13 protein-coding genes are annotated in these 19,707 nt (G+C 72.4%); 10 read left to right on the forward strand and 3 right to left on the reverse strand.

Annotated features, from left to right (window positions below; genetic code table 11):
- Positions 1–75 precede the first annotated feature (75 nt).
- Positions 76–1,782 carry a glycerol-3-phosphate dehydrogenase/oxidase gene (locus ACJX2R_RS30650; RefSeq protein WP_413102746.1) on the forward strand — a complete coding sequence of 569 codons (1,707 nt, stop codon included), beginning with the start codon at positions 76–78 and terminating at the stop codon, positions 1,780–1,782.
- Between the two features lie 51 nt (positions 1,783–1,833).
- Here the strand turns inward: ACJX2R_RS30650 and ACJX2R_RS30655 are convergent, their stop codons facing one another.
- Positions 1,834–3,006, reverse strand: coding sequence for a serine hydrolase domain-containing protein (locus ACJX2R_RS30655; protein ID WP_413102747.1), 1,173 nt, complete (start codon positions 3,004–3,006; stop codon positions 1,834–1,836).
- A gap of 200 nt (positions 3,007–3,206) precedes the next feature.
- On the opposite strand from ACJX2R_RS30655, the gene ACJX2R_RS30660 reads away from it, so the two are divergent.
- The gene (locus ACJX2R_RS30660; protein WP_413102748.1) at positions 3,207–5,219 is read left to right on the forward strand and encodes a serine/threonine-protein kinase; all 2,013 of its coding nucleotides are present in this window, start codon (positions 3,207–3,209) and stop codon (positions 5,217–5,219) included.
- Positions 5,220–5,376: 157 nt separating this feature from the next.
- Positions 5,377–8,370: a protein kinase domain-containing protein gene (locus ACJX2R_RS30665; RefSeq protein WP_413102749.1), complete on the forward strand. Its 2,994-nt coding sequence runs from the start codon at positions 5,377–5,379 to the stop codon at positions 8,368–8,370.
- A gap of 114 nt (positions 8,371–8,484) precedes the next feature.
- Here ACJX2R_RS30665 and ACJX2R_RS30670 read toward each other — a convergent pair whose 3' ends face one another.
- On the reverse strand, positions 8,485–10,032 hold the full coding sequence (locus tag ACJX2R_RS30670) for an AMP-binding protein (protein WP_413102750.1): 1,548 nt from the start codon (positions 10,030–10,032) through the stop codon (positions 8,485–8,487).
- 147 nt (positions 10,033–10,179) lie between these two features.
- On the opposite strand from ACJX2R_RS30670, the gene ACJX2R_RS30675 reads away from it, so the two are divergent.
- The 3 genes from ACJX2R_RS30675 (at position 10,180) to ACJX2R_RS30685 (ending at position 13,453) form a co-directional block, all read left to right on the forward strand.
- Entirely contained in the window at positions 10,180–11,343 is a 1,164-nt protein-coding gene (locus ACJX2R_RS30675; protein WP_413102751.1) for an acyl-CoA dehydrogenase family protein, read from the forward strand.
- Between the two features lie 7 nt (positions 11,344–11,350).
- On the forward strand, positions 11,351–12,424 hold the full coding sequence (locus tag ACJX2R_RS30680) for an acyl-CoA dehydrogenase family protein (RefSeq protein ID WP_413102752.1): 1,074 nt from the start codon (positions 11,351–11,353) through the stop codon (positions 12,422–12,424).
- A 471-nt stretch (positions 12,425–12,895) separates the two neighbouring features.
- Entirely contained in the window at positions 12,896–13,453 is a 558-nt protein-coding gene (locus ACJX2R_RS30685; protein WP_413102753.1) for an ATP-binding protein, read from the forward strand.
- A gap of 273 nt (positions 13,454–13,726) precedes the next feature.
- Here the strand turns inward: ACJX2R_RS30685 and ACJX2R_RS30690 are convergent, their stop codons facing one another.
- Entirely contained in the window at positions 13,727–14,653 is a 927-nt protein-coding gene (locus tag ACJX2R_RS30690) for a cyclase family protein (RefSeq protein ID WP_413102754.1), read from the reverse strand.
- 110 nt (positions 14,654–14,763) lie between these two features.
- On the opposite strand from ACJX2R_RS30690, the gene ACJX2R_RS30695 reads away from it, so the two are divergent.
- The 4 genes from ACJX2R_RS30695 to ACJX2R_RS30710 are packed head-to-tail and all read left to right on the forward strand — an operon-like array spanning position 14,764 to position 19,683.
- Positions 14,764–15,675: an SDR family NAD(P)-dependent oxidoreductase gene (locus ACJX2R_RS30695; protein WP_413102755.1), complete on the forward strand. Its 912-nt coding sequence runs from the start codon at positions 14,764–14,766 to the stop codon at positions 15,673–15,675.
- Between the two features lie 58 nt (positions 15,676–15,733).
- The gene (locus ACJX2R_RS30700) at positions 15,734–17,149 is read left to right on the forward strand and encodes an acyl-CoA dehydrogenase family protein (RefSeq protein ID WP_413102756.1); all 1,416 of its coding nucleotides are present in this window, start codon (positions 15,734–15,736) and stop codon (positions 17,147–17,149) included.
- On the forward strand, positions 17,146–18,612 hold the full coding sequence (locus tag ACJX2R_RS30705) for an aldehyde dehydrogenase family protein (RefSeq protein WP_413102757.1): 1,467 nt from the start codon (positions 17,146–17,148) through the stop codon (positions 18,610–18,612). The genes ACJX2R_RS30700 and ACJX2R_RS30705 overlap by 4 nt, the downstream gene beginning before the upstream one ends.
- A gap of 21 nt (positions 18,613–18,633) precedes the next feature.
- Positions 18,634–19,683: a Zn-dependent alcohol dehydrogenase gene (locus tag ACJX2R_RS30710; protein WP_413102758.1), complete on the forward strand. Its 1,050-nt coding sequence runs from the start codon at positions 18,634–18,636 to the stop codon at positions 19,681–19,683.
- Positions 19,684–19,707 lie beyond the last annotated feature (24 nt).

The following is a 19,707-nucleotide window of genomic DNA, read 5'->3' on the forward strand; positions in this document are numbered from 1 at the left end:
GCGGCATGGCATGGAGGGGAGAAAGCCAGGAAAATCGGGAGGGCGGCGTGGCGTCGATCACAACGGGAGGCAGCGGTGAAAACACCGGCACTGGGACCGGCCGAGCGCGGCGAGGCGCTGGCCCGGATGGCGGACCGTGAGCTCGATGTGCTGGTCGTGGGCGGCGGAGTGGTCGGCGCGGGCACCGCGCTGGACGCCGCGACGCGGGGCCTGGAGACCGGTCTGGTCGAGTCGCGGGACTGGGCCTCCGGCACCTCCAGCCGGTCCAGCAAGCTGATCCACGGCGGACTGCGCTATCTGGAGATGCTGGACTTCGCACTGGTGCGCGAGGCGCTGAAGGAGCGCGGGCTGCTGCTGGAGCGGATCGCACCGCACCTGGTCAAGCCGGTGCCGTTCCTGTATCCGCTGAAGCACCGGGTCTGGGAGCGGTTCTACGCGGGCTCGGGCGTCGCGCTCTACGACACCATGTCGATCTCCTCGGGGCACGGCCGCGGACTGCCCGCCCACCGCCATCTGAGCCGCGGGCGCGCACTGCGCGTCGCCCCCTGCCTCAAGAAGGACGCGCTGGTCGGGGCGTTGCAGTACTACGACGCCCAGATGGACGACGCCCGCTATGTCACCACGCTGGTGCGCACGGCGGCGGAGTACGGCGCCCAGGTGGCCAACCGCGCGCGGGTGGTCGGCTTTCTGCGGGAGGGCGAGCGCGTGGTCGGCGCCCGGGTGCACGATCTGGAGCAGGGCGGTGAGTTCGAGGTCCGCGCCCGGCAGGTGGTCAACGCCACCGGGGTGTGGACCGACGAGACCCAGGCGCTGATCGGCGAGCGCGGCCAGTTCCACGTCCGGGCCTCCAAGGGCATCCACCTGGTGGTCCCCAAGGACCGCATCCACTCCACGACCGGGCTGATCCTGCGCACCGAGAAGAGCGTGCTGTTCGTGATCCCCTGGGGCAGGCACTGGATCATCGGCACCACGGACACCGACTGGGACCTGGACAAGGCCCATCCGGCCGCCTCCAGCGCCGATATCGACTATCTGCTGGAGCATGTCAACGAGGTCCTCGCGGTGCCGCTGACCCGCGACGACGTGGAGGGCGTCTACGCCGGGCTGCGCCCGCTGCTGGCCGGGGAGTCGGACGCCACCAGCAAGCTCTCCCGCGAGCACACCGTCGCCCATCCGGTGCCGGGCCTGGTGGTGGTCGCGGGCGGCAAGTACACCACGTACCGGGTGATGGCCAAGGACGCCGTGGACGAGGCGGTGCACGGCCTCGACCGCCGCGTCGGGCCCTGTGTCACCGAGGAGATCCCGCTGGTCGGCGCCGTCGGCTACAAGGCGCTGTGGAACGCCCGGGAGCGGATCGGCCGGCAGCACGGGCTGCACGCGGCGCGGATCGAGCACCTGCTCAACCGCTACGGCTCGGTGGCGCAGGAGGTGCTGGACCTGATCGCGGGCGACGCCTCGCTGGGGAAGCCGCTCGCCGGGGCGGAGGACTATCTGCGCGCCGAGGTCGTCTACGCCGCCTCGCACGAGGGGGCCCGCCATCTGGACGACGTCCTCACCCGCCGCACCCGCATCTCGATCGAGACCTTCGACCGCGGTACGCGCTGCGCCCGCGAGGTGGCCGAGCTGATGGGGCCGGTGCTGGGCTGGGCCGAGGACCAGCTCGACCGGGAGGTCCAGCACTACGAGAAGCGGGTGGAGGCGGAGCGCGAGTCGCAGCGGCAGCCGGACGATCTGACGGCGGACGCGGCCCGGCTGGGCGCGCCGGACATCATCCCGCTGTAGGAGGAGGGCGGGGTGTCTTGCCGGCCGTGTCCTACTGGGTCTTACTGGGTCCTACTGGTGAGGACGGCGAGGGCAGAACTCGGCCTCGAGCAGGGACGTTTCGGCGGTCAGACCCGAGGCGGCCGTGCTGTTGAGCCGGTAGGCGAGGCTGTGGCGGCCGTCGGGCGCGGTCACGGCCAGCGCGTACGAGCCGTTGATCTCGCCGTTGTGGCCCCACAGCGTCACCCCGCACGCCAGCCGCACCGGGAACAGCCCCATGCCGTACCGGCCGTCGGAGGCGGAGGTGTTCCGCATCTGCCGCAGCTCGGCCCGGGGCACGACCTTGCCGCGCAGCAGACCGGGGAGGAGGCGGGTCAGATCGCCGAGCGTGGAGATCAGCTCCCCCGCGGCCCCGGCCGAGGAGGGGTTGAGGTCGGTGACATCGCGCCGGGCGCCGCCGTCCCCGGCCCCGCCGTCCCGCGTGTACGCGCGGCCGTGCGGGTCCGGGAGGGTGGCGCGGGCGCCGGGGAAGGAGGTGCCGTGCAGCCGCAGCGGGGTGAGCACGTCGCGCCGGGCCTCGGTCGCGTAGGAGCGGCCGGTGACCCGCTGGACGACCATGCCCAGCAGCACGTAGTTGGTGTTGGAGTAGCGCCAGCCGGCCCCGGGCGCGAAGTACGGGCGGTGCGCGACGGCGGTCCGCACCAGGGAGGCGGGGGTGCGGGTGCGGTCGGCCGCGGCGGACAGCTGACGCGCCAGCACCGGATCGGCGGTGTAGTCGAACAGCCCGCTGGTCTGGTTCAGAAGCTGACGGATCGTGATCGCCCGGCCGTCGTTGCCCCGGCCGCGGACCAGCCCCGGAAGGTGCTCCTCCACCGTGTCGCCGAGGCCGATCCGCCCCTGGGCGGCGAGACGCAGCGTCACCGCCGCGATGACGGTCTTGGTGAGGCTGCCCGCCCGGAAGTGGTCGTTCCGGTGGATCCGGCGTCCGGTGCGGACGTCCGCGACCCCCGAGGCGAGATACCGTGTGCCGCCGTTCTCCCGGCGGATGAGCACCGCGGCCCCCGGCGCGTCGCCCTGGGCCGCCAACCGCCGTACGGCGGCGCGCAGGACGCCGTCATGTCCGCCCTCGGCACCCGGGCTCGCGCTCGGCCGCGGGTCCGCGACCCGGCCCGGTCCGTTGGCCGCCGCGCCGCAGCCGGACAGGACGAGCGCGAGGACGGTGGCGAGCGCCACGGCGGTCGGCATACGGCTCCGCCTGTGCCATCGTATGGCGGAGATGGGCATGACACGGACCTCCGTTTCCTGCGTACTTCCAGATGGTCGCAGGTACCGCGGTGGCCGCCACGCCGCGCCCCGGACCCGGGGCGGTTCCGGGTCCGCGGATGAGAGACAATGGACGCTCTCCCAGGGTGGGTTCAGGGTGGGTAGATTTGCAGAGGGGTCGCATGTCGGAGGCTGAGAAGACGCAGGGTTCGACTGGGCGCCTCCTCGCCGGGCGGTACCGGCTCGGGGAGATCCTCGGTCAGGGCGGCATGGGCACGGTCTGGCGTGCGAGTGACCAGACCCTCGGCCGTACGGTCGCGGTCAAGGAGCTGCGCTTCCCGTCCAGCGTGGAGGAGGACGAGAAGAGACGGCTCATCACCCGTACGCTGCGCGAGGCGAAGGCGATCGCCCGGATCCGCAGCAACGGCGCCGTCACCGTCTACGACGTGGTAGACGAGGATGACCGCCCGTGGATCGTCATGGAACTCATCGAGGGCCGCTCCCTCGCCGACGTCGTCCGCGACGACGGCCCGCTGACCCCCAAGCGCGCCGCAGAGGTCGGGCTCGCCGTCCTCGATGTGCTGCGCGCCGCCCACCAGGCGGGCATCCTGCACCGCGATGTGAAGCCCTCCAACGTGCTGATCTCGGACGACGGCCGCGTCGTCCTCACCGACTTCGGCATCGCCCAGGTCGAGGGCGACCCGTCGGTGACCTCGACCGGCATGCTCGTCGGCGCGCCCTCCTACATCTCCCCGGAGCGGGCCCGCGGCCACAAGCCCGGCCCGCCGGCCGACCTGTGGTCGCTGGGCGGGCTGCTGTACGCGGCGGTGGAGGGCGTGCCGCCGTACGACAAGAGCACGGCCATAGCGACCCTGACCGCCGTGATGACCGAGCCGGTGGAGCCGCCGAAGAACGCGGGCCCGCTGGAGGAGGTCATCTACGGCCTGCTCACCAAGGACCCGGACCGGCGGCTCGACGACGCCGGGGCGCGGGCGCTGCTCGAGCACGTGGTGAACGGGCCCGAGTTGACCAAGGCCCCCGCCGACGCGACCCGCACGATGAGCCTGCCGCCCGCCCCGTCGAAGGAGGACGAGGCCGCCGCCGAGGCCAAGGAGAAGGCCGCCGCGGAGCGCAGGCGCGGTGCGCTGAAGTCGGTGCGCAACGCGGCCGCGGCCGCTGCCGCGAAGAAGGTGGGGGACAAGGGCGAGGCGGGGCCGGCGCCGGCGTCGGCGTCGGGTGCCAAATCCGGGACGAAGTCCGGAGCGAGGTCCGGGACAAAGTCCGGGGCGACGTCCGGAGCTGCGGGCTCCGCCTCGGACGCCGTGACGCCCGAGGCCGCGCCCACCCCGCGGCCTTCCCTGCCGCCGCGCGCCTCGATCACCGATGTGGTTCCCAAGCGCACGCTGATCATCATCGCGGTGGTCGTGGTGCTCGCCGTCGTGGCCACCGTGCTCGCCGTCGTCCTGAACGACGGCGGGGACGGCGGCGACAAGGCCAAGGGCTCTTCCGGCGGCGACAAGTCCGCCTCCGCCGGGGCCTCGGGGGGCTCCAAGGAGGACCAGGGCAAGGGCACCGACAAGAGCGGCCAGTCGGGGGGCGAGTCGCCGAAGACGGAGGACCCCGACGGCAAGCAGAGCGGTCAGCCGGATGCCTCCAAGGGTTCGGACGACAACTCGGGCAAGGGCGGCGGAGGCGACGACAACGGCGGTAAGGGCAAGGGCGACGGCGGTAAGGGCGGCCTGCCCGACGGCTACAAGACCGTCAAGAGCTCCGACTTCCCGTTCAGCATGGCCATGCCGGAGGGCTGGTCGGTCCACTCCGGGAGCTATTCCGGAAGCCGTAAGTACTACGGCGGCTCCAGCATTCCGCGTATTCAGATCGACTTCACCAACGCGCCGAAGTCTGACGCGGAGGCGGACTGGCGCAAGAGCGAGGAGAACGCCCGCCGCACCATGTCCGGCTACAAGGGACTCGGCATCAAGTCGGTGGACTGGCGCGGCTATCCGACCGTCGCGGACTGGGAGTTCGAGCGCGACCAGGACGGCAAGCGGGTCCGGGTGCTCAACCGCGGCTTCAAGGCGGACGGCAGCCATGGCTTCGCCATAATGATCACCTGCGAGGCGAGCAAGTGGGACGACAAGGAGTGCGTCACCCTCCGCCAGACCGCCTTCGACACGTTCAAGATTACGGACTGAACACTCCTGTCGGCGAAGCGTCGTTCGGGCACGTATCGTGAGAGGCCCTAGACTGTGCGCAGCCGCGGGAACCCGCCAAAACGACCATATTTGAAGGGTTTCAGGCTGCGCTGACTGCTGATGAGGGCGGCGTTGGTCGCGCGCTTGGGGAGGCGTCGTGGAGGAGTACGCGGGCCGGGTGCTGGCCGACCGCTACCGCCTGCCCCTGCCGCCCGCCGACGAGTACGAACTCGTCGAGACCCGCGCCTTCGACACCTACAGCGGACAGGAAGTCCATCTGCGGCAGATACCGCTGCCGGAGGTCGTCGAAGCCGAAGTCGTGGGCGACGACGCGCGGTGGGGCGGTGGGCCGTCAGGGCGGAACGGCACGTTCGCCGGTGCCGGGCGTACGGCCCGGGGCGGCGGTGACCCGGCCGTCCGGCGCGCCATCGCCGCGGCGACATCCGCCGCGCAGATCCCCGACCACCCCCGGCTCGGCCAGGTCTTCCATGTCTTCGCGGAGGCCGGAAGCCTGTGGATCGTCAGCGAACTGGTCTCCGGCCGCCCGCTGGCCGCGCTGCTCGCGGAGGGCACGCTGTCCCCGCACCGTGCCGCCGAGGTCGCCAACGACATCCTTACGGCGCTGCGCGCCCTGCACGCCCACGGCTGGGTCCACCGCAACATCACCGCCCGTACGGTGCTGTTGTGCGACGACGGGCGCGCGATGCTCACGGGGCTGGCGGCGGGCGCGGCGGAGGAGGCGCTGTGCGGCTACGACCCCGTTCCGGCCCCCGCCTCCTCGCCCGCCGTGTCCGCCCCTGAGGACGGGCCGCCGGCTGACGCCCCGGCCGCCCTGCCGCCGGGCCCGGCGGATTCCGGCGACCACTCGGACGGGGCCGCCCAGGACCCGGCGGAGCGAGGGGACGAAGGGCGCGCCGCCATCCCCGGGGCCCGTACGGCGGAGGGCGGCGAGGGGCGGCCGCACGGCGGTCCGCGCTACCACGACCAGGGCGCGGCGGGCGGCTTCCGGCCGCCGGGCCGTCCTTACGGCGGCCATGAAACGGCGGGCGCGGCACGGCCCGACGAGCCCGGGGGCGCGGCTTGGCCCGACGCGGACGGCCGGGAACACGGCGGGCAGGGCACATCGCCGGGGCTGCCCGAGCCGCGGTCGCCTTACGGTGACCACGGGGCGATGGGGGCGAGTTCGGGGCCGGGTGCGGGACCGGGTGCGGGGGGGCCGGGCGCGGATGACTCGGCGGGGCCGGGGCCGGGCGGTCCGGCGAGCGCGGGCGGTCCGGCGGGCGCGGGCGCCGGTGGTCCGGTGAGGTCCCGGCCCGGTGGTCCGGTGTACCGGGATCAAGTGACGCTCGGCCCGGGGGCCGGTGGGCCCATGGCGCCTTACCGGGACCAGGCGGCCGCCGGTGGGCTGCCCGGGCCCCGGCGAGCTGGACAGCCGGGGCAGCCGGAGCAGCCGGAGCAGCCGGGGGACCGGGAGGGCGAACGGGGCGGCGCCGGCGCCGGCGCCGATGCGCCCAACGCGGCCGCGCGGGCGGCGCGGGCCAGCGCCATCGCCGCCTACGCGGCGGGCGCGCGAGCCGCCGCACGGGCCAACGTCGACGCGGCCACCCGCTCCCCGCACGCCTCCGAGCCCGCCCCGACGGCCGCTCCCGCCCCCGAGCCCGACCCGGGGCCGGTGACCGGCGGCGCCCGCTGGCCCGGCCGGCCGGAGGCCGTGGAGAGCGCCAAGCCCACCGCTTCCGAAGGCCCGCCCGCCCCCGAAGGCGGCTCCTGGGACTCCGGCGGGGCCACCGGCGGCGGCCCCGCCACCGCGCTCGCCGCCGAACGCGCCCGCCAGGCCCGTATCGTCGTGGTCGGCGCCGTCACCGAGCGGTGGGCGCCCGAGCAGGCGGGCCCGGTCCACGAGAACTGGCGGCTGGCGCCCCCGGTCGGCCCCGCCGCCGATCTCTGGGCGCTCGGCGCGCTGCTGTTCCGCGCGGTGCAGGGCCATGCCCCGTACCCGGAGGAGAGCGCCGCCGAGCTGGTGCAGATGGTCTGTGGGGAGGCGCCCGCGTACGCGGAGGAGTGCGGCCCGCTGCGCCCCGTCGTCGAGTCGCTGATGCGCCAGGACCCCACCGAGCGCCCGGACTTCGAGGAGCTGCGCGGCTGGCTGCGGTCCCTGATCCGGTCGGCGCCCGAGCCGGACGTCGGCATCAGCACGGTCACGGTGCCCTCGCTCGGCTCCGGTGGCGCGTCCGACCCCCGGCGGCTGCCGATCGTCCGCAGGCGGGGCTGGCTGGTGCGCAGGGGCCGGGGCCGCCGCCCGGCCGCGGCGGCCGACGCGCCGGTGGGTCATGCGCGGCACCGGCGGGACAAGCGCGAGAAGCGGGAGAAGAGAGAGCCCCGGGAGACCCGGCAGGCTCCTCCGGCGCCCCCCACCCAGCGCAAGCCGCGCAGGCTGGGGCGGATGCTGCTGCTCCTGATCCTGTTGGGGCTGGCGGCCGCGGTGCTCTACGCGATGATGTTCATGCCGCGCTCCAAGGACGACGGCGGCCAGGAGCGTACGGGCTCGGCCGGTGCGCCCAGCGCGGCGCCGCACGATCCCGCGGGCGGCGACAAGGGCGACGGCGACGAGGGGGAGGCCGGAAAGCCCGCCGACTCCTCCGACCCCTCCGACCCCGGCGACCAGGAGCCGCAGTCGACCGACCCGGCCGGGCTGGCGAAGGGCTTCGCGGTCCGTAAGGATCCCAAGGGCTTCAAGGTCGCCGTCCACGAGGGCTGGACCCGCCGGGGCGAGAACGGCCGCGGCCAGATCCGCTACATCGGCGGCGACTTCGAGCTGGTGGTCGTGGCCGGGCGGGACAAGATGTCCGAGTTCGGCGGCGACCCGATGGCGTACCAGCAGGACCGCGAGGCCGAACTGTCCGCCTTCCGCGGCTCCTCCTGGGCCTCGTCCTCCGGGCTGCGGCGGATCGACGTCGGCCGTACGGCGATGGCGGAGGGCGCGTTCACCTGGCGCGACAGCAGCGGGCGGAATGTGTACGCGCGCAACCTCGCGATGCTGATCGACGGCCGCTACCACGTGGTCCTGGTCATCGGCCCGTCCGATCAGCGCCGGGCGGTCAACCAGTACTTCGACCAGGCCACGGCCACGTACAGCACGACCAACGGCTAGGGGTCCACTTCCAGCCCCTCCGGCGTTTGAGGACCGGGGCCTGGGGCGAAGCCCCGCCGATATGCGGCTCCGCCGGGTGGCCCGCCGCAGGCGTACGCGTACCGCCGGACACCCCTAGGCGGCGCCCTCCGCGAACCGCTCCCGCAACTGGTACTTCAGCACCTTCCGCAGCGTCTCGTTCCGAGGCAGGGCGTCCACCACCTCGAGCCGCTCCGGCAGCTTGTGCACCGACAGTCCGGCCCCCCGCAGATACGACACGACCTGGCCGAGCGTCAGCGCCTCCGCCCCGGCCGGCTGCTCCACGACGGCGCAGACCAGCTCGCCCCGGTCCGGGTCTGGCAGGCCGATCACCGCCACGTCGCCCACGTCCGGGTGCTGGTACAGCAGCTGCTCGATCTCCTTGGCCGAGATGTTCTCGCCCTTGCGGATGATGATGTCCTTGACGCGGCCGGTCAGCACCAGATGGCCGCTCTCCGTAAGGTGGCCGAGATCGCCAGTGAGGAAGAAGCCATCCGCGTCGAACGCCTTACGGGTCTCGGCCTCGTCCAGATATCCGGCGCAGACCGCCTCGCCGCGCAGCCGCACCTGACCGTCGACCACCCGGATCTCCATCTCCTCGGGTGGTCGGCCCTCGGTGGTGGCGAGGTTCTCGTCCGTGTCGTCCGGCGCCCCCATGGTGATCATGGGGACCTCGGTCATCCCGTAGCCGTGGGTGAGCGTGCAGCCCAGCTCCCGTACGACCTCGTAGTAGAGCTCGGGCGGCTTGGGCGCGCCGCCGCCCGCGAGGAGCCGCAGGGTGGGAATGAGCCGGCGCGAGGGATCCTTGCGCTGCTCGGCCAGGAACATCGAGTAGAAGGCGGTGCTGCCGCCCGCGACCGTCACCCCGTGCCGCCGGTAGGCGGGCAGCGACTCCGGCAGCGAGAAGTGCTCCAGCAGCACGGCAGGGAAGCCGTAGAGCAGCAGCATCACGGTGTAGTCGGGCCCCGCGACATGGGCGTACGGAAAGGCCATGGACCCGATGTCGTCCGGGCCGAGCCGCAGCGCGTGGGCGAGGCAGGCACCGGCGGCGATGAGGCTGCGGTCGGTGTGCAGCACGCCCTTGGGGTCGGAGGTGGTGCCCGACGTCCAGTAGATCCAGCGGACGGCCCGTCCGTCGGTGGGCGGTGGCGGCAGCCGCAGCGCCTTGGGGTCGGCCACCGGCAGCGTGTCGTACGCCTCGAAGACCATCGGCGGCTCCGGCAGTTCGGCGGCCAGACGGCGCGCCATCGTGGTGTGGTCGAAGCCGCGCCACCGGCCGGGTACGGCGAAGAACCGCGCCCCGGACTCGCGGAGCGCGAACCGTACCTCGCGGTCGCGGTAGTACGGGATGAGCGGGGTCTGCACGGCGCCGAGTCGGGCGAGCGCCATGGTCAGCACGACCGTCTCGAGCCGGGTGGGCAGCTGCCAGGCGACCCGGCTGCCGGGACGTATCCCCAGCCGGTACAGCCCGGCGGCGGTCCGCTCGGCGCGGGTGCGCAGGGCGCCGAAGGTCAGCCGCCGGTCGTGGCGGGCGGAGGCGGTGGCCTGGAGCAGGGCGGGGGCGTCGGGGGTGAGGGCGGCGCGGCGCTCGAGCAGCTCCCACAGCGTCGCCGAACTGCCCAGCTCATGCGCGATGTCGGTCATCCCGGCCTCCCGTGAGACGGTAGCTGACGACCCATCAGATAGTGCTCGAAGCGTAAGGGCCCGTGCCTTGTCGGTCCAGGGGGTGCGGGCTAGCCTGCGGAGGCCCATCATGTCTGACGGACCATCAGAAAGGGAGGTCGGCGGCTGATGGATCTCACCTATACGGAGGACGAGGAGGACTTCCGGCACCGGCTGCGCGCCTGGCTCGCCGAGGTTCTGCCCGAGCTGCCGGACCGCCCGCACCCGGCCGACTGGCCCGGCCGCCGCGCCTATGACTGCGGCTGGCAGCGCATGCTCCACGACGCGGGCTACGCCGGGCTGCACTGGCCCGAGGACGCGGGCGGCCGGGGCGCGACGCCCACCCAGCATCTGATCTTCCTGGAGGAGACCGAGCGGGCCGGTGCGCCCTATGTGGGCGCGGGCTTCGTCGGACTGCTGCACGCGGGCCCCACCATCGCCGCGGAGGGCACCCCCGAACAGCGGGCGCGCTGGCTGCCGCCGATCCTGCGCGGGGACGAGGTCTGGTGCCAGGGGTTCTCCGAACCGGACGCCGGCTCCGACCTGGCGTCGCTGCGCACCCGGGCGGTACGGGACGGCGATGAGTACGTCATCAGCGGAAGCAAGATCTGGACCTCGCACGCCGAGATCGCCGACTGGTGCGAGCTATTGGTGCGCACCGCGCCGGTAAACGCCGACACGCCGAAGCACCGGGGCATCACCTGGCTTGCGATGCCGATGGACGCGCCCGGGGTGACGGTGCGGCCGCTGCGGACCCTCGCCGGGACGGCGGAGTTCGCCGAGGTGTTCCTGGACGAGGTGCGGGTGCCGGTCAGCCATCGGGTCGGGGAGGAGAACGACGGCTGGCGGGTGACCATGGTGACCCTCTCCTTCGAGCGCGGTACGGCCTTCGTGGGCGAGGTGGTCGCGTGCAGGCGGGTGCTGGCGGCGCTGGCCAGGACGGCGCGGGCCAACGGGCGCTGGGACGACGCGGTGCTGCGGCGCCGGTTGGGGCGGCTCGCGGCGGAGTGCGCGGCACTGTGGCGGCTCACCCAGTGGAATGTGAGCGAGGCGCAGCGCACCGGCGGGGTGCCGGGCGTCGGTGGTTCGGTCTTCAAACTGCGCTTCTCACAGGTGCGGCAGGAGCTGTACGACGCGGCCGCCGAGGTGCTGGGGCCGGACGCGCTGGACGCCGGTCAGGAGTGGGTCGCCGACCGGCTCTCCTCGCTCTCGTACACCATCGCGGCGGGGACCTCGCAGATCCAGCGGAACATCGTGGCCGAGCGGATCCTCGGCCTGCCGAAGGGACGGTGAGCGAGGCGTGGACTTCCAGCTCACGGACGACCAGCGGGCACTGCGGACCGGGATGCGCGAACTGCTGGAACGGCGCTTTCCGCGCACCCGGCTGCGGGCGGTGGTGGACGGGGACGCGGTGCGGGGCGACGGGGACAAGGCGCGGGGTGGGGAGCTGGACCGGGCGCTGTGGCGGGAGCTGGGCGCGGCGGGCCTCTTCGCCCTGCGGCTGCCGGAGTCGGCGGGCGGGGTGGGGCTGGGATTGCCGGAGGTGGTGCTGGCCTTCGAGGAGGCGGGCCGTGCGCTGCTGCCGGGACCGCTGGTCGCGACGGAGTTGGCGGCGGGGCTTTCGGGATCTTTGGCGGCGGGTGCGGCCCAGGGCGAGACGGTGGTGACGGCGCTGGACGAGGGCGGTGCGCCGGTCGAGCATCTGGCCTCCGCCGATGTGGTGCTGGCGCTGGGGCCGACGGCGGTCGAGGTGATTCCGGCGGAGGAGGTGGCGCGTTCGGTGGAGCCGATGCGCTCCGTCGACCCGACCACCCCGCTGCACCGGACCGCCCCGAGCCGAACCCGGCTGGCCCAGACGGAACAGACGGGCTCGGCCGACCGGACGGGCAAGGCGCACCAGGCGACCCAGGCAGGGCCGGGCCGTTCGGGGCTCGTCGCCCGGCTGCGGCGCGAGGCGGCGTTGCTGACCGCGGCCCAACAGCTGGGCAGCGCCTCCCGCACGGTCGAGCTCGCGGTGGACCATGCCAAGCACCGCACCCAGTTCGGTCGGCCGATCGGCGCCTTCCAGGCCGTACAGCATCTGTGCGCCCAGATGCTGGTTCGTGCCGAATCAGCCAGAAGTGTGGTGTATGCCGCGGCGGTCACAGAAGACCCGGGTGACATCGCGGCCGCCAAGCTGCTCGCCGATGAGGCCGCTGTCCACAATGCCCGCGATTGTCTGCAAGTCCATGGCGGGATGGGCTTCACCTGGGAGGCGGATGTCCATCTCCATCTCAAGCGGGCCTGGATGCGGGCAGGTCAGTGGCAGTCCGCGGCGGCGGCGGAGGAGGAACTGGCGGCCGGGCTCGTGTCGACCGTTGAAACATGTTTGTAGCCGGGCTCGATGGATACGCCTGAATTGTTGGGATGTCGCATTCTCTGGGGAGATCCCCAGAGCTTCTGAGGTGACCGAGCGTTGATACCAGGTTGTTTCCTAGGCGTGACTCGTCACAGGGTGGAGTCGGGCCCGGGCTCGGGTACTCTCCGTGGGGTGCGAGCGCTTAAGGGGTGCGAGAAGCCCGGCGTTGCCCATGGGGCGATTCCGGGCATGACGACGTGCCCCGCTCGCCCGGGGTGTGCGGCGCCCCAGCCTCGATGTTCGAGTCCTCAGGACGCGTGTCGCACAGTATGCCCCACGCATACTCCTTGGCGCTGGAATATGACCGAAGCGCTTGTTGGGGTGACTGTACGTCAACCATGCTGTCGCGCACGGGGGTACCTCCCAGCGGTAGCTGGGGGAGTGTCACGGTCCGTGACCTCTTGGAGGTACAAGGCGATGTGTCTGCCGGTTCGGATGGTGTGAGCGGTGCAGGTGCTTCAGGCGCAGATGGAGGTCAGGCCCGACCCGGCGGAGGTGAGTCGTGCCCGTCGATGGGCCCGTTCGCGGCTTGTCGGGTCCGGAATCGGAGCCGATGAGCCACTCGCTGAGACGTTGATTCTGCTCATCTCCGAACTCGTCACCAACGCCGTGGTGCACACCGGCTGTCCGGCCGTGCTGCGGATGCTCTTCCCCGCCCAGTCGATGGGCGGCGGGAGTGGTGTCGGCGCCGGGGGCGGGGCGCCGGGGCCGTTCACGAGCCGGGGTGCCGGTGTGGGAACGGTCCGGGTCGAGGTCGCCGACGCCAGTGACCGCGCTCCGTGCCAGCGCTGCGCCGATGAGGGGGACACTCATGGGCGCGGTCTGGAGCTGGTCGACGGTCTCGCCGACCGCTGGGGCTGGCAGCCGGAGGGCTCCGGGAAGCGGATCTGGTGTGAAATCGACCGCGCGAAGGGCGAGGAGTCGCTCTCCAAGAAGCGAACGGCCTCCCATGCGCCATCACCCATGGGGCGAATCAGGCAAAGTCCAGACCAGGTGTTGACGTGACGTGTTCGGTTGATCACTCTAGGATCAGCGATTCGTCGCGAGGGGACGCCGAGGGCTGTGGTGTCTCTGTGGACCGTGTGTTCACGGGGACGTTCCTTGGCGAGTGCGGGTCGCGCCCCCGCTGCTGAAACAGGGCTCAGCGTCGGGAGCCGGGTGGCGGTGTGCGGTGCCGTGCTCGGGGCGCGCATGAGCGCACCGCCACCCGAAAGAGATCGACCCGCCGTTCCCCTCCACGGGCATCGGAGACGTCAAGGCGTCGGCGGCGGCAGGCCTTCAGAGGATCGCGACGGGTGCGACGGGCGAACCCGTGCCACCGACGAACGGCTCCGGCGGAGCCGACAGCAGAAAGGCGTAGCGCCCCTCCTCGGCGCAGGCTTCGGAGAGTTCCTCCAGATTCCAGTTCTGGCCCTGGAGCATGCCCATCTCGACCAGGTCCAGGGCGTGGACCGGCATCCAGAGATCCTCGATCTCCGGTGGGAAGGCCTCGAAGGTCAGGGTGTCATTAGCGACCGCCGCCACATCGCGGGCGTGGAACCACTCGGGCGTGCGCAGGGACAGGCCCGGTGAGGGGAAGGCGTACGCCTCCTTCTCGCCCGCCAGATAGCGCTGGATCTGCCCGGTGCGGACGAGCGCGATATCGCCGGAGCGCACCCTCGTCCCGGCCAGTTCCTCGGCGGCGTCGAGGTCTTCGGGGGTGATCACATGCCCCTCGGGCAGCCGCTCGGCCCCCCGGGTCCGGGCCACGTCGAGCAGCACTCCGCGTGAGACGAGGGGTCCCGCCTTGTCGATACCGCTGAAGGCGGCGCGCTCATGGGAGGTGATGGAGTCGGCGGGGCGGCCGTTGTAGATCCGGCCGGAGTGCGAGACATGGGTCAGCCCGTCCCAGTGGGTACCGGCCTGGAGCCCCATCGTCACGGCGTCGTCGCTGGTCGCCACCGTGCCCGGGCCGAAGATCTCGAAGTTGACCGCGATCATCGTATGCAGCGGGTTGACCCGCCCGGGGATCATCCCGGTCTGGATGCCGTCCTGTCGCAGCGGCACCGCGAGCGGTATGCGACGGCCGGTCCGTATCGTCGCGGCGGCCTCCCGGACCACGGCATCGCTGATCAGGTTGAGCGTGCCGATCTCGTCCTCCGTTCCCCAGCGGCCCCAGTTGTTGACCCGCTTGGCGATCTCGTGGAACTCGGCTGGCAGCGGCATGGCGTCTCCTTCGGTGTTCCCGGCCGACGTTTGTGTGCGGGGGCTTGTACTCGGGCCGCGTCTGCTCAAAAATCTAACGGACCGTCAGAAACTCCGGGAGGGGATGCGACGTGGGCAACTTCTTGGACGGCAAGGTGGTCGCCGTCACCGGGGCCGGACGCGGTATCGGACGGGCGGTGGCCCTCGCCTGCGCGGCCGAGGGAGCACAGGTCGTCGTCAATGACTACGGGGTCTCGATCGAGGGCGGCGAACCGAGCAGCGAGGTGGCCGAGGCCGTGGTCAAGGAGATCGCGGCGGCGGGCGGCGAGGCGGTCGCGGTCGCCGACGACATCTCAACCATGGCCGGTGGCCAGCGGATCGTGGACACCGCACTGGAGCGGTACGGACGGCTGGACGGAGTCGTCTGCGTCGCCGGGATCCTGCGCGAGCGGATGCTCTTCAACATGTCCGAGGAGGAGTGGGACCCGGTCGTCGCCACCCATCTCAAGGGCACCTTCACGGTCTTCCGGGCGGCGTCGGCGGTGATGCGCCGCCAGCGCTCCGGCACCCTGATCGGCTTCACCAGCGGCAATCACCAGGGCAGCGTCTCCCAGGCCAACTACGCCTCCGCCAAGGGCGGGATCATCTCCCTGATGCGCAGCGCCGCGCTGGGGATGTACAAGTACGGCGTCACGGCGAACTGCGTGGCCCCGGTCGCCCGCACCCGGATGTCCGCCAACGTACCGATGGAGCTCAAGGAGATCGGCGAGCCGGAGGATGTGGCGGCCCTGGTCGTCTATCTGCTGAGCGAACGCGCCCGCGCCGAGCGGATCACCGGGCAGGTCTATACGATCGCGGGCCCCAAGATCGCGGTCTGGGCCCAGCCCCGTGAACTGCGCGCCGGATACGCCGAGGGCGCCTGGACCCCGGAGAAGATCGCCGACTTCCTCCCGGGCACGGTCGGCACCGACCCCATGCCGATGCTGGCCCAGTTGGAGGCCATGGCCCAGGCCGCCGCGGACGGCCAACGCCCCAACGCCTGACCCCGGCAACGGCGGGGCGTACCGGAAACACCCACCAGGGCCGACGAGGGGAGAGGTTGTGGACTTCGCTTTCGGGCCGGAGGACGAGCGGTTCCGCGCCGAGGCGCGCGACTGGCTGGCCGAACACTTCACCGGACCGTTCGCCGCCCTCAAGCAGCAGACCGGCGGCCACCCCGGCGAGGCGCACGGCGACATGGCCGTACGCCGCGCCTGGGAGCGCGAGCTCGGCACGGCCGGCTGGATCGGCCTGGGCTGGGACCGTACGGACGGGGCGTACGGCAACCGCGCCGCGACGCTGACCCAACAGGTCGTCTGGGCCGAGGAGTACGCCCGCGCCGGGGCGCCCGGCCGACTGGGCCATATCGGCGAGAACCTCCTCGGGCCCACTCTGCTCGCCCACGGCGACTCCGCCCAGCGCACCCGCTTTCTGCCGCCCATCGCCCGTGGCGAGGAGGTGTGGTGCCAGGGCTACAGCGAACCCGATGCCGGTTCGGACCTCGCCGGGCTGCGGACCCGCGCCGTCCGCGACCCGGGCGAGGGCACCTATCGCATCACGGGGCAGAAGATCTGGACCTCCCTCGCCCATGAGGCCGACTGGTGCTTCGTGCTGGCGCGCACCGAGGAGGGCTCACAGCGTCATCATGGACTCTCCTTTCTGCTGGTGCCCATGGACCAGCCGGGACGGATCGAGGTGCGGCCGATCCGGCAGCTGACCGGGACCGCGGACTTCAACGAGGTGTTCTTCGACGGGGCCGTGGCCCGCGCCGAACACCTCGTCGGCGGCGCGGGCCACGGCTGGCGCGTGGCCATGGGCCTGCTGGCGGTGGAGCGCGGGGTCTCCACCCTGGTCCAGCAGATCGGCTTCGCCCATGAGCTGAGCCGGGTGGTGCGGCTGGCCCTGGAGACCGGCGCCGCGGAGGAGCCCCTCCTGCGAGACCGGCTCATACGGCAGTGGGCCGAGCTCAAGGCCATGCGCTGGAACGCCCTGCGCACCCTGGGCAGCGCACAGAGCCCCGCCCCGAACTCCGCCCGGCCCGCCCGGGACCCCGCCCCGCGGAAGGTCGTCCCCCATGACCTCCCCCCGCGGAGCGCGAACCCCCAGGCGTCCGAGTCCGGCTCACCTGATCCCAGCTCACCCGACCTCGGCTCATCTGCCCCCGGCTCATCTGACCCCGGCCCCCAGTACTCCGGCTCCCAGTACTCCGGACCGCGGGATCCCGGCGCGCCCAGCGTCGCCAAGCTGCTGTGGGGCGGCTGGCATCAGCGGCTCGGCGAGCTGGCCGTGGAGGTGAGAGGCGCCGCGGCCGCACTCGGCCCGGCGCGCTGGACCGCCGGCCGGCCGTACGAACTCGACGCCTTCCAGCGTCTCTTCCTCTTCTCCCGCGCCGACACCATCTACGGCGGCTCGGACGAGATCCAGCGCACCATCATCGCCGAGCGCGTACTTCACCTCCCCAAGGAATCACGCCGATGACGAAGACCTACGCGCACTGGATCGGCGGCTCGTGGCGGGCTCCCGGGAACGGGCACTACCCCGTCATCAACCCCGCCACCGAGGAAACCGTCGGCCATGCCCCCGAGGCCGACCCGGCCGATGTGGACGCCGCGGTCCGGGCCGCCCGGACCGCGTACGACGGCTGGTCGCGCACCGCCCCAAAGGAGCGCGCCGCCGTACTCGACCGGGCTGCCGATCTGCTCGCCGAGCACGCCCCGGACCTGGTGCCCCTCGTCCAGGCGGAGACCGGCGCGACGCTGCGCGTCACCTCGTCCCTCCAGGTGCCCCCGGCGATCGACCGCTTCCGCCGCTATGCGCGCGGCGCCCTTGAACCGGACACCGTGCCGCTGGCCCCGCTGCCCCTGGCCGCCACCCCGCTGGCGCCCGGCGGGCTGATCGGAGCGGCAGCGGTCCGCCGTCCCCTGGGTGTCGTCTGCTGCATCACCTCCTACAACTTCCCTCTCACGAATCTCGCGGGCAAGGTGGCCCCGGCCCTGGCCATGGGCAATACAGTCGTGGCCAAACCCGCGCCGCAAGATCCGCTGTGCTGTCTCGAGCTCGGCCCCCTGCTGAAGGAGGCCGGACTCCCGGACGGTGCCTTCAATGTCGTCACCGGCTCGCGCGCGGCCGCCGGCGAGGCGCTGGTCGCGCACCCCGGTGTCGACATGGTCAGCTTCACCGGATCCACCGCCGTGGGGAAGAAGATCGCCGAATCCGCGGGGCGGTCGATGAAGCGCACCCTGATGGAACTTGGGGGCAAGGGCGCGGCCATCGTCCTGGGGGACGCCGACGAGCGAGTGATCGCGTCGGCGGTCGGGGCGGTCGGTTCGACCTTCTCCTTTCACAGCGGACAGATCTGCACGGCGCCGACCCGTGTGCTCGTACATCGATCGCTGTACGAGAAGGTCATCGCCGCACTCACACACTACGCAGAGTCACTGAAGATCGGGGACCCTGTGGATAACTCCACGGTCGTCGGCCCGTTGATCTCCGCCGCACAGCGCGATCGCGTCGAGGCGTATATATCCGGCGCCCGTGAGCAGGGCGCCCGGATCGTCGTGGGCGGCGAACGCCCGGCGCTCAAGCCCGGCTTCTACGTGACTCCCACCCTGATCGCCGACGCCGGCCCCGCGATGACCGTCGCACGCGAGGAACTGTTCGGCCCGGTCGTCGTGGCCCTGCCCTTCGACGACGAGGACGAGGCGGTGCGGATCGCCGACGCCACCCCCTACGGCCTCTACGACTACGTCTTCAGCGCCGACGCGGGCCGCGCCTGGGCCCTCGCCGCCCGTCTGCGCAGCGGAAACGTCGGCATCAACACGGCCCAGCGCCACCCCGAGACACCGTTCGGCGGCTTCAAGGAAAGCGGAGTCGGCCGCGACGGCGGGTCGTTCGGCCTGCACGCGTACAGCGAACTCCAGTCGCTGGTCTGGGTCGCCTGAGGCACCGGAAGGGTGATGAGGATGAGAGGCGTCATCTTCGACGGCACCGCGCCGAGCGTGGTCGAGGACTTGGAGGTGCGCGACCCCGGCCCCGGCGAGGTGCTGGTGCGCATTGCCGCCGCCGGGCTGTGCCACAGTGATCTGTCGGTCGTCGACGGCACCATCCCCTTCCCCCTCCCCGTGGTCCTCGGCCACGAGGGCGCGGGTGTGGTCGAGGAGGTCGGGCCGGGCGTCACCCATGTCGCACCCGGTGACCATGTGGCGCTCTCCACCCTCGCCAACTGCGGGACCTGCACCGACTGCGCCCGGGGCCGCCCCACCATGTGCCGCGCGGCGATCGGCCGGCCGACCCGGCCGTTCCGCCGCGGCGACGAGCGGCTGTACAACTTCGCCTCGAACTCCGCCTTCGCCGAGCGCACCCTCGTCACCGCCGTCCAGGTGGTGCCGATCCCCGAGAACATTCCGCTCGTCCCCGCCGCCCTCATCGGCTGTGCCGTCCTCACCGGCGTCGGCGCCGTGCTCAACCGCGCCAAGGTGGACCGCGGCGAGTCGGTCGTCGTCATCGGCAGCGGCGGCATCGGACTCAATGTGCTGCAAGGGGCCCGGATCGCCGGGGCGTCGCCCATCGTCGCCGTCGACTCCAACCCCGCCAAGGAGCCCATGGCCCGGCGGTTCGGTGCGACCCACTTCGTCCCCTCAGCCGACGCCGTACGGGAGATCCTGCCGACCGGTGCGGACCACGCCTTCGAATGCGTCGGCTCCACCCAGCTCATCCGTCAGGCCGTCGATCTGCTCGACCGGCACGGTCAGGCGGTGCTGCTCGGGGTGCCGCCCGCCGACGCCGAGGCGGCCTTCCGCGTCTCCTCCATGTATCTGGACAAGTCCATCCTGGGTTGCCGCTACGGCTCCTCACGGCCACAGGCCGACATCGCGCTGTACGCCGACCTCTACCGGCAGGGGCTGCTGCTGCTGGACGAACTCGTGAGCAGGACCTATCCACTGGAGGACTTCGCCAAGGCCGCCGACGACGCCCACCACGGCCGGGTGGCGCGTGCCGTGCTCACCTTCTGAACGGGCGGCGTCCGGTGGATCTGA

Origin of the sequence: Streptomyces sp. Inha503, from assembly GCF_047215865.1 — a bacterium.
GTDB lineage: Bacteria > Actinomycetota > Actinomycetes > Streptomycetales > Streptomycetaceae > Streptomyces > Streptomyces lycopersici.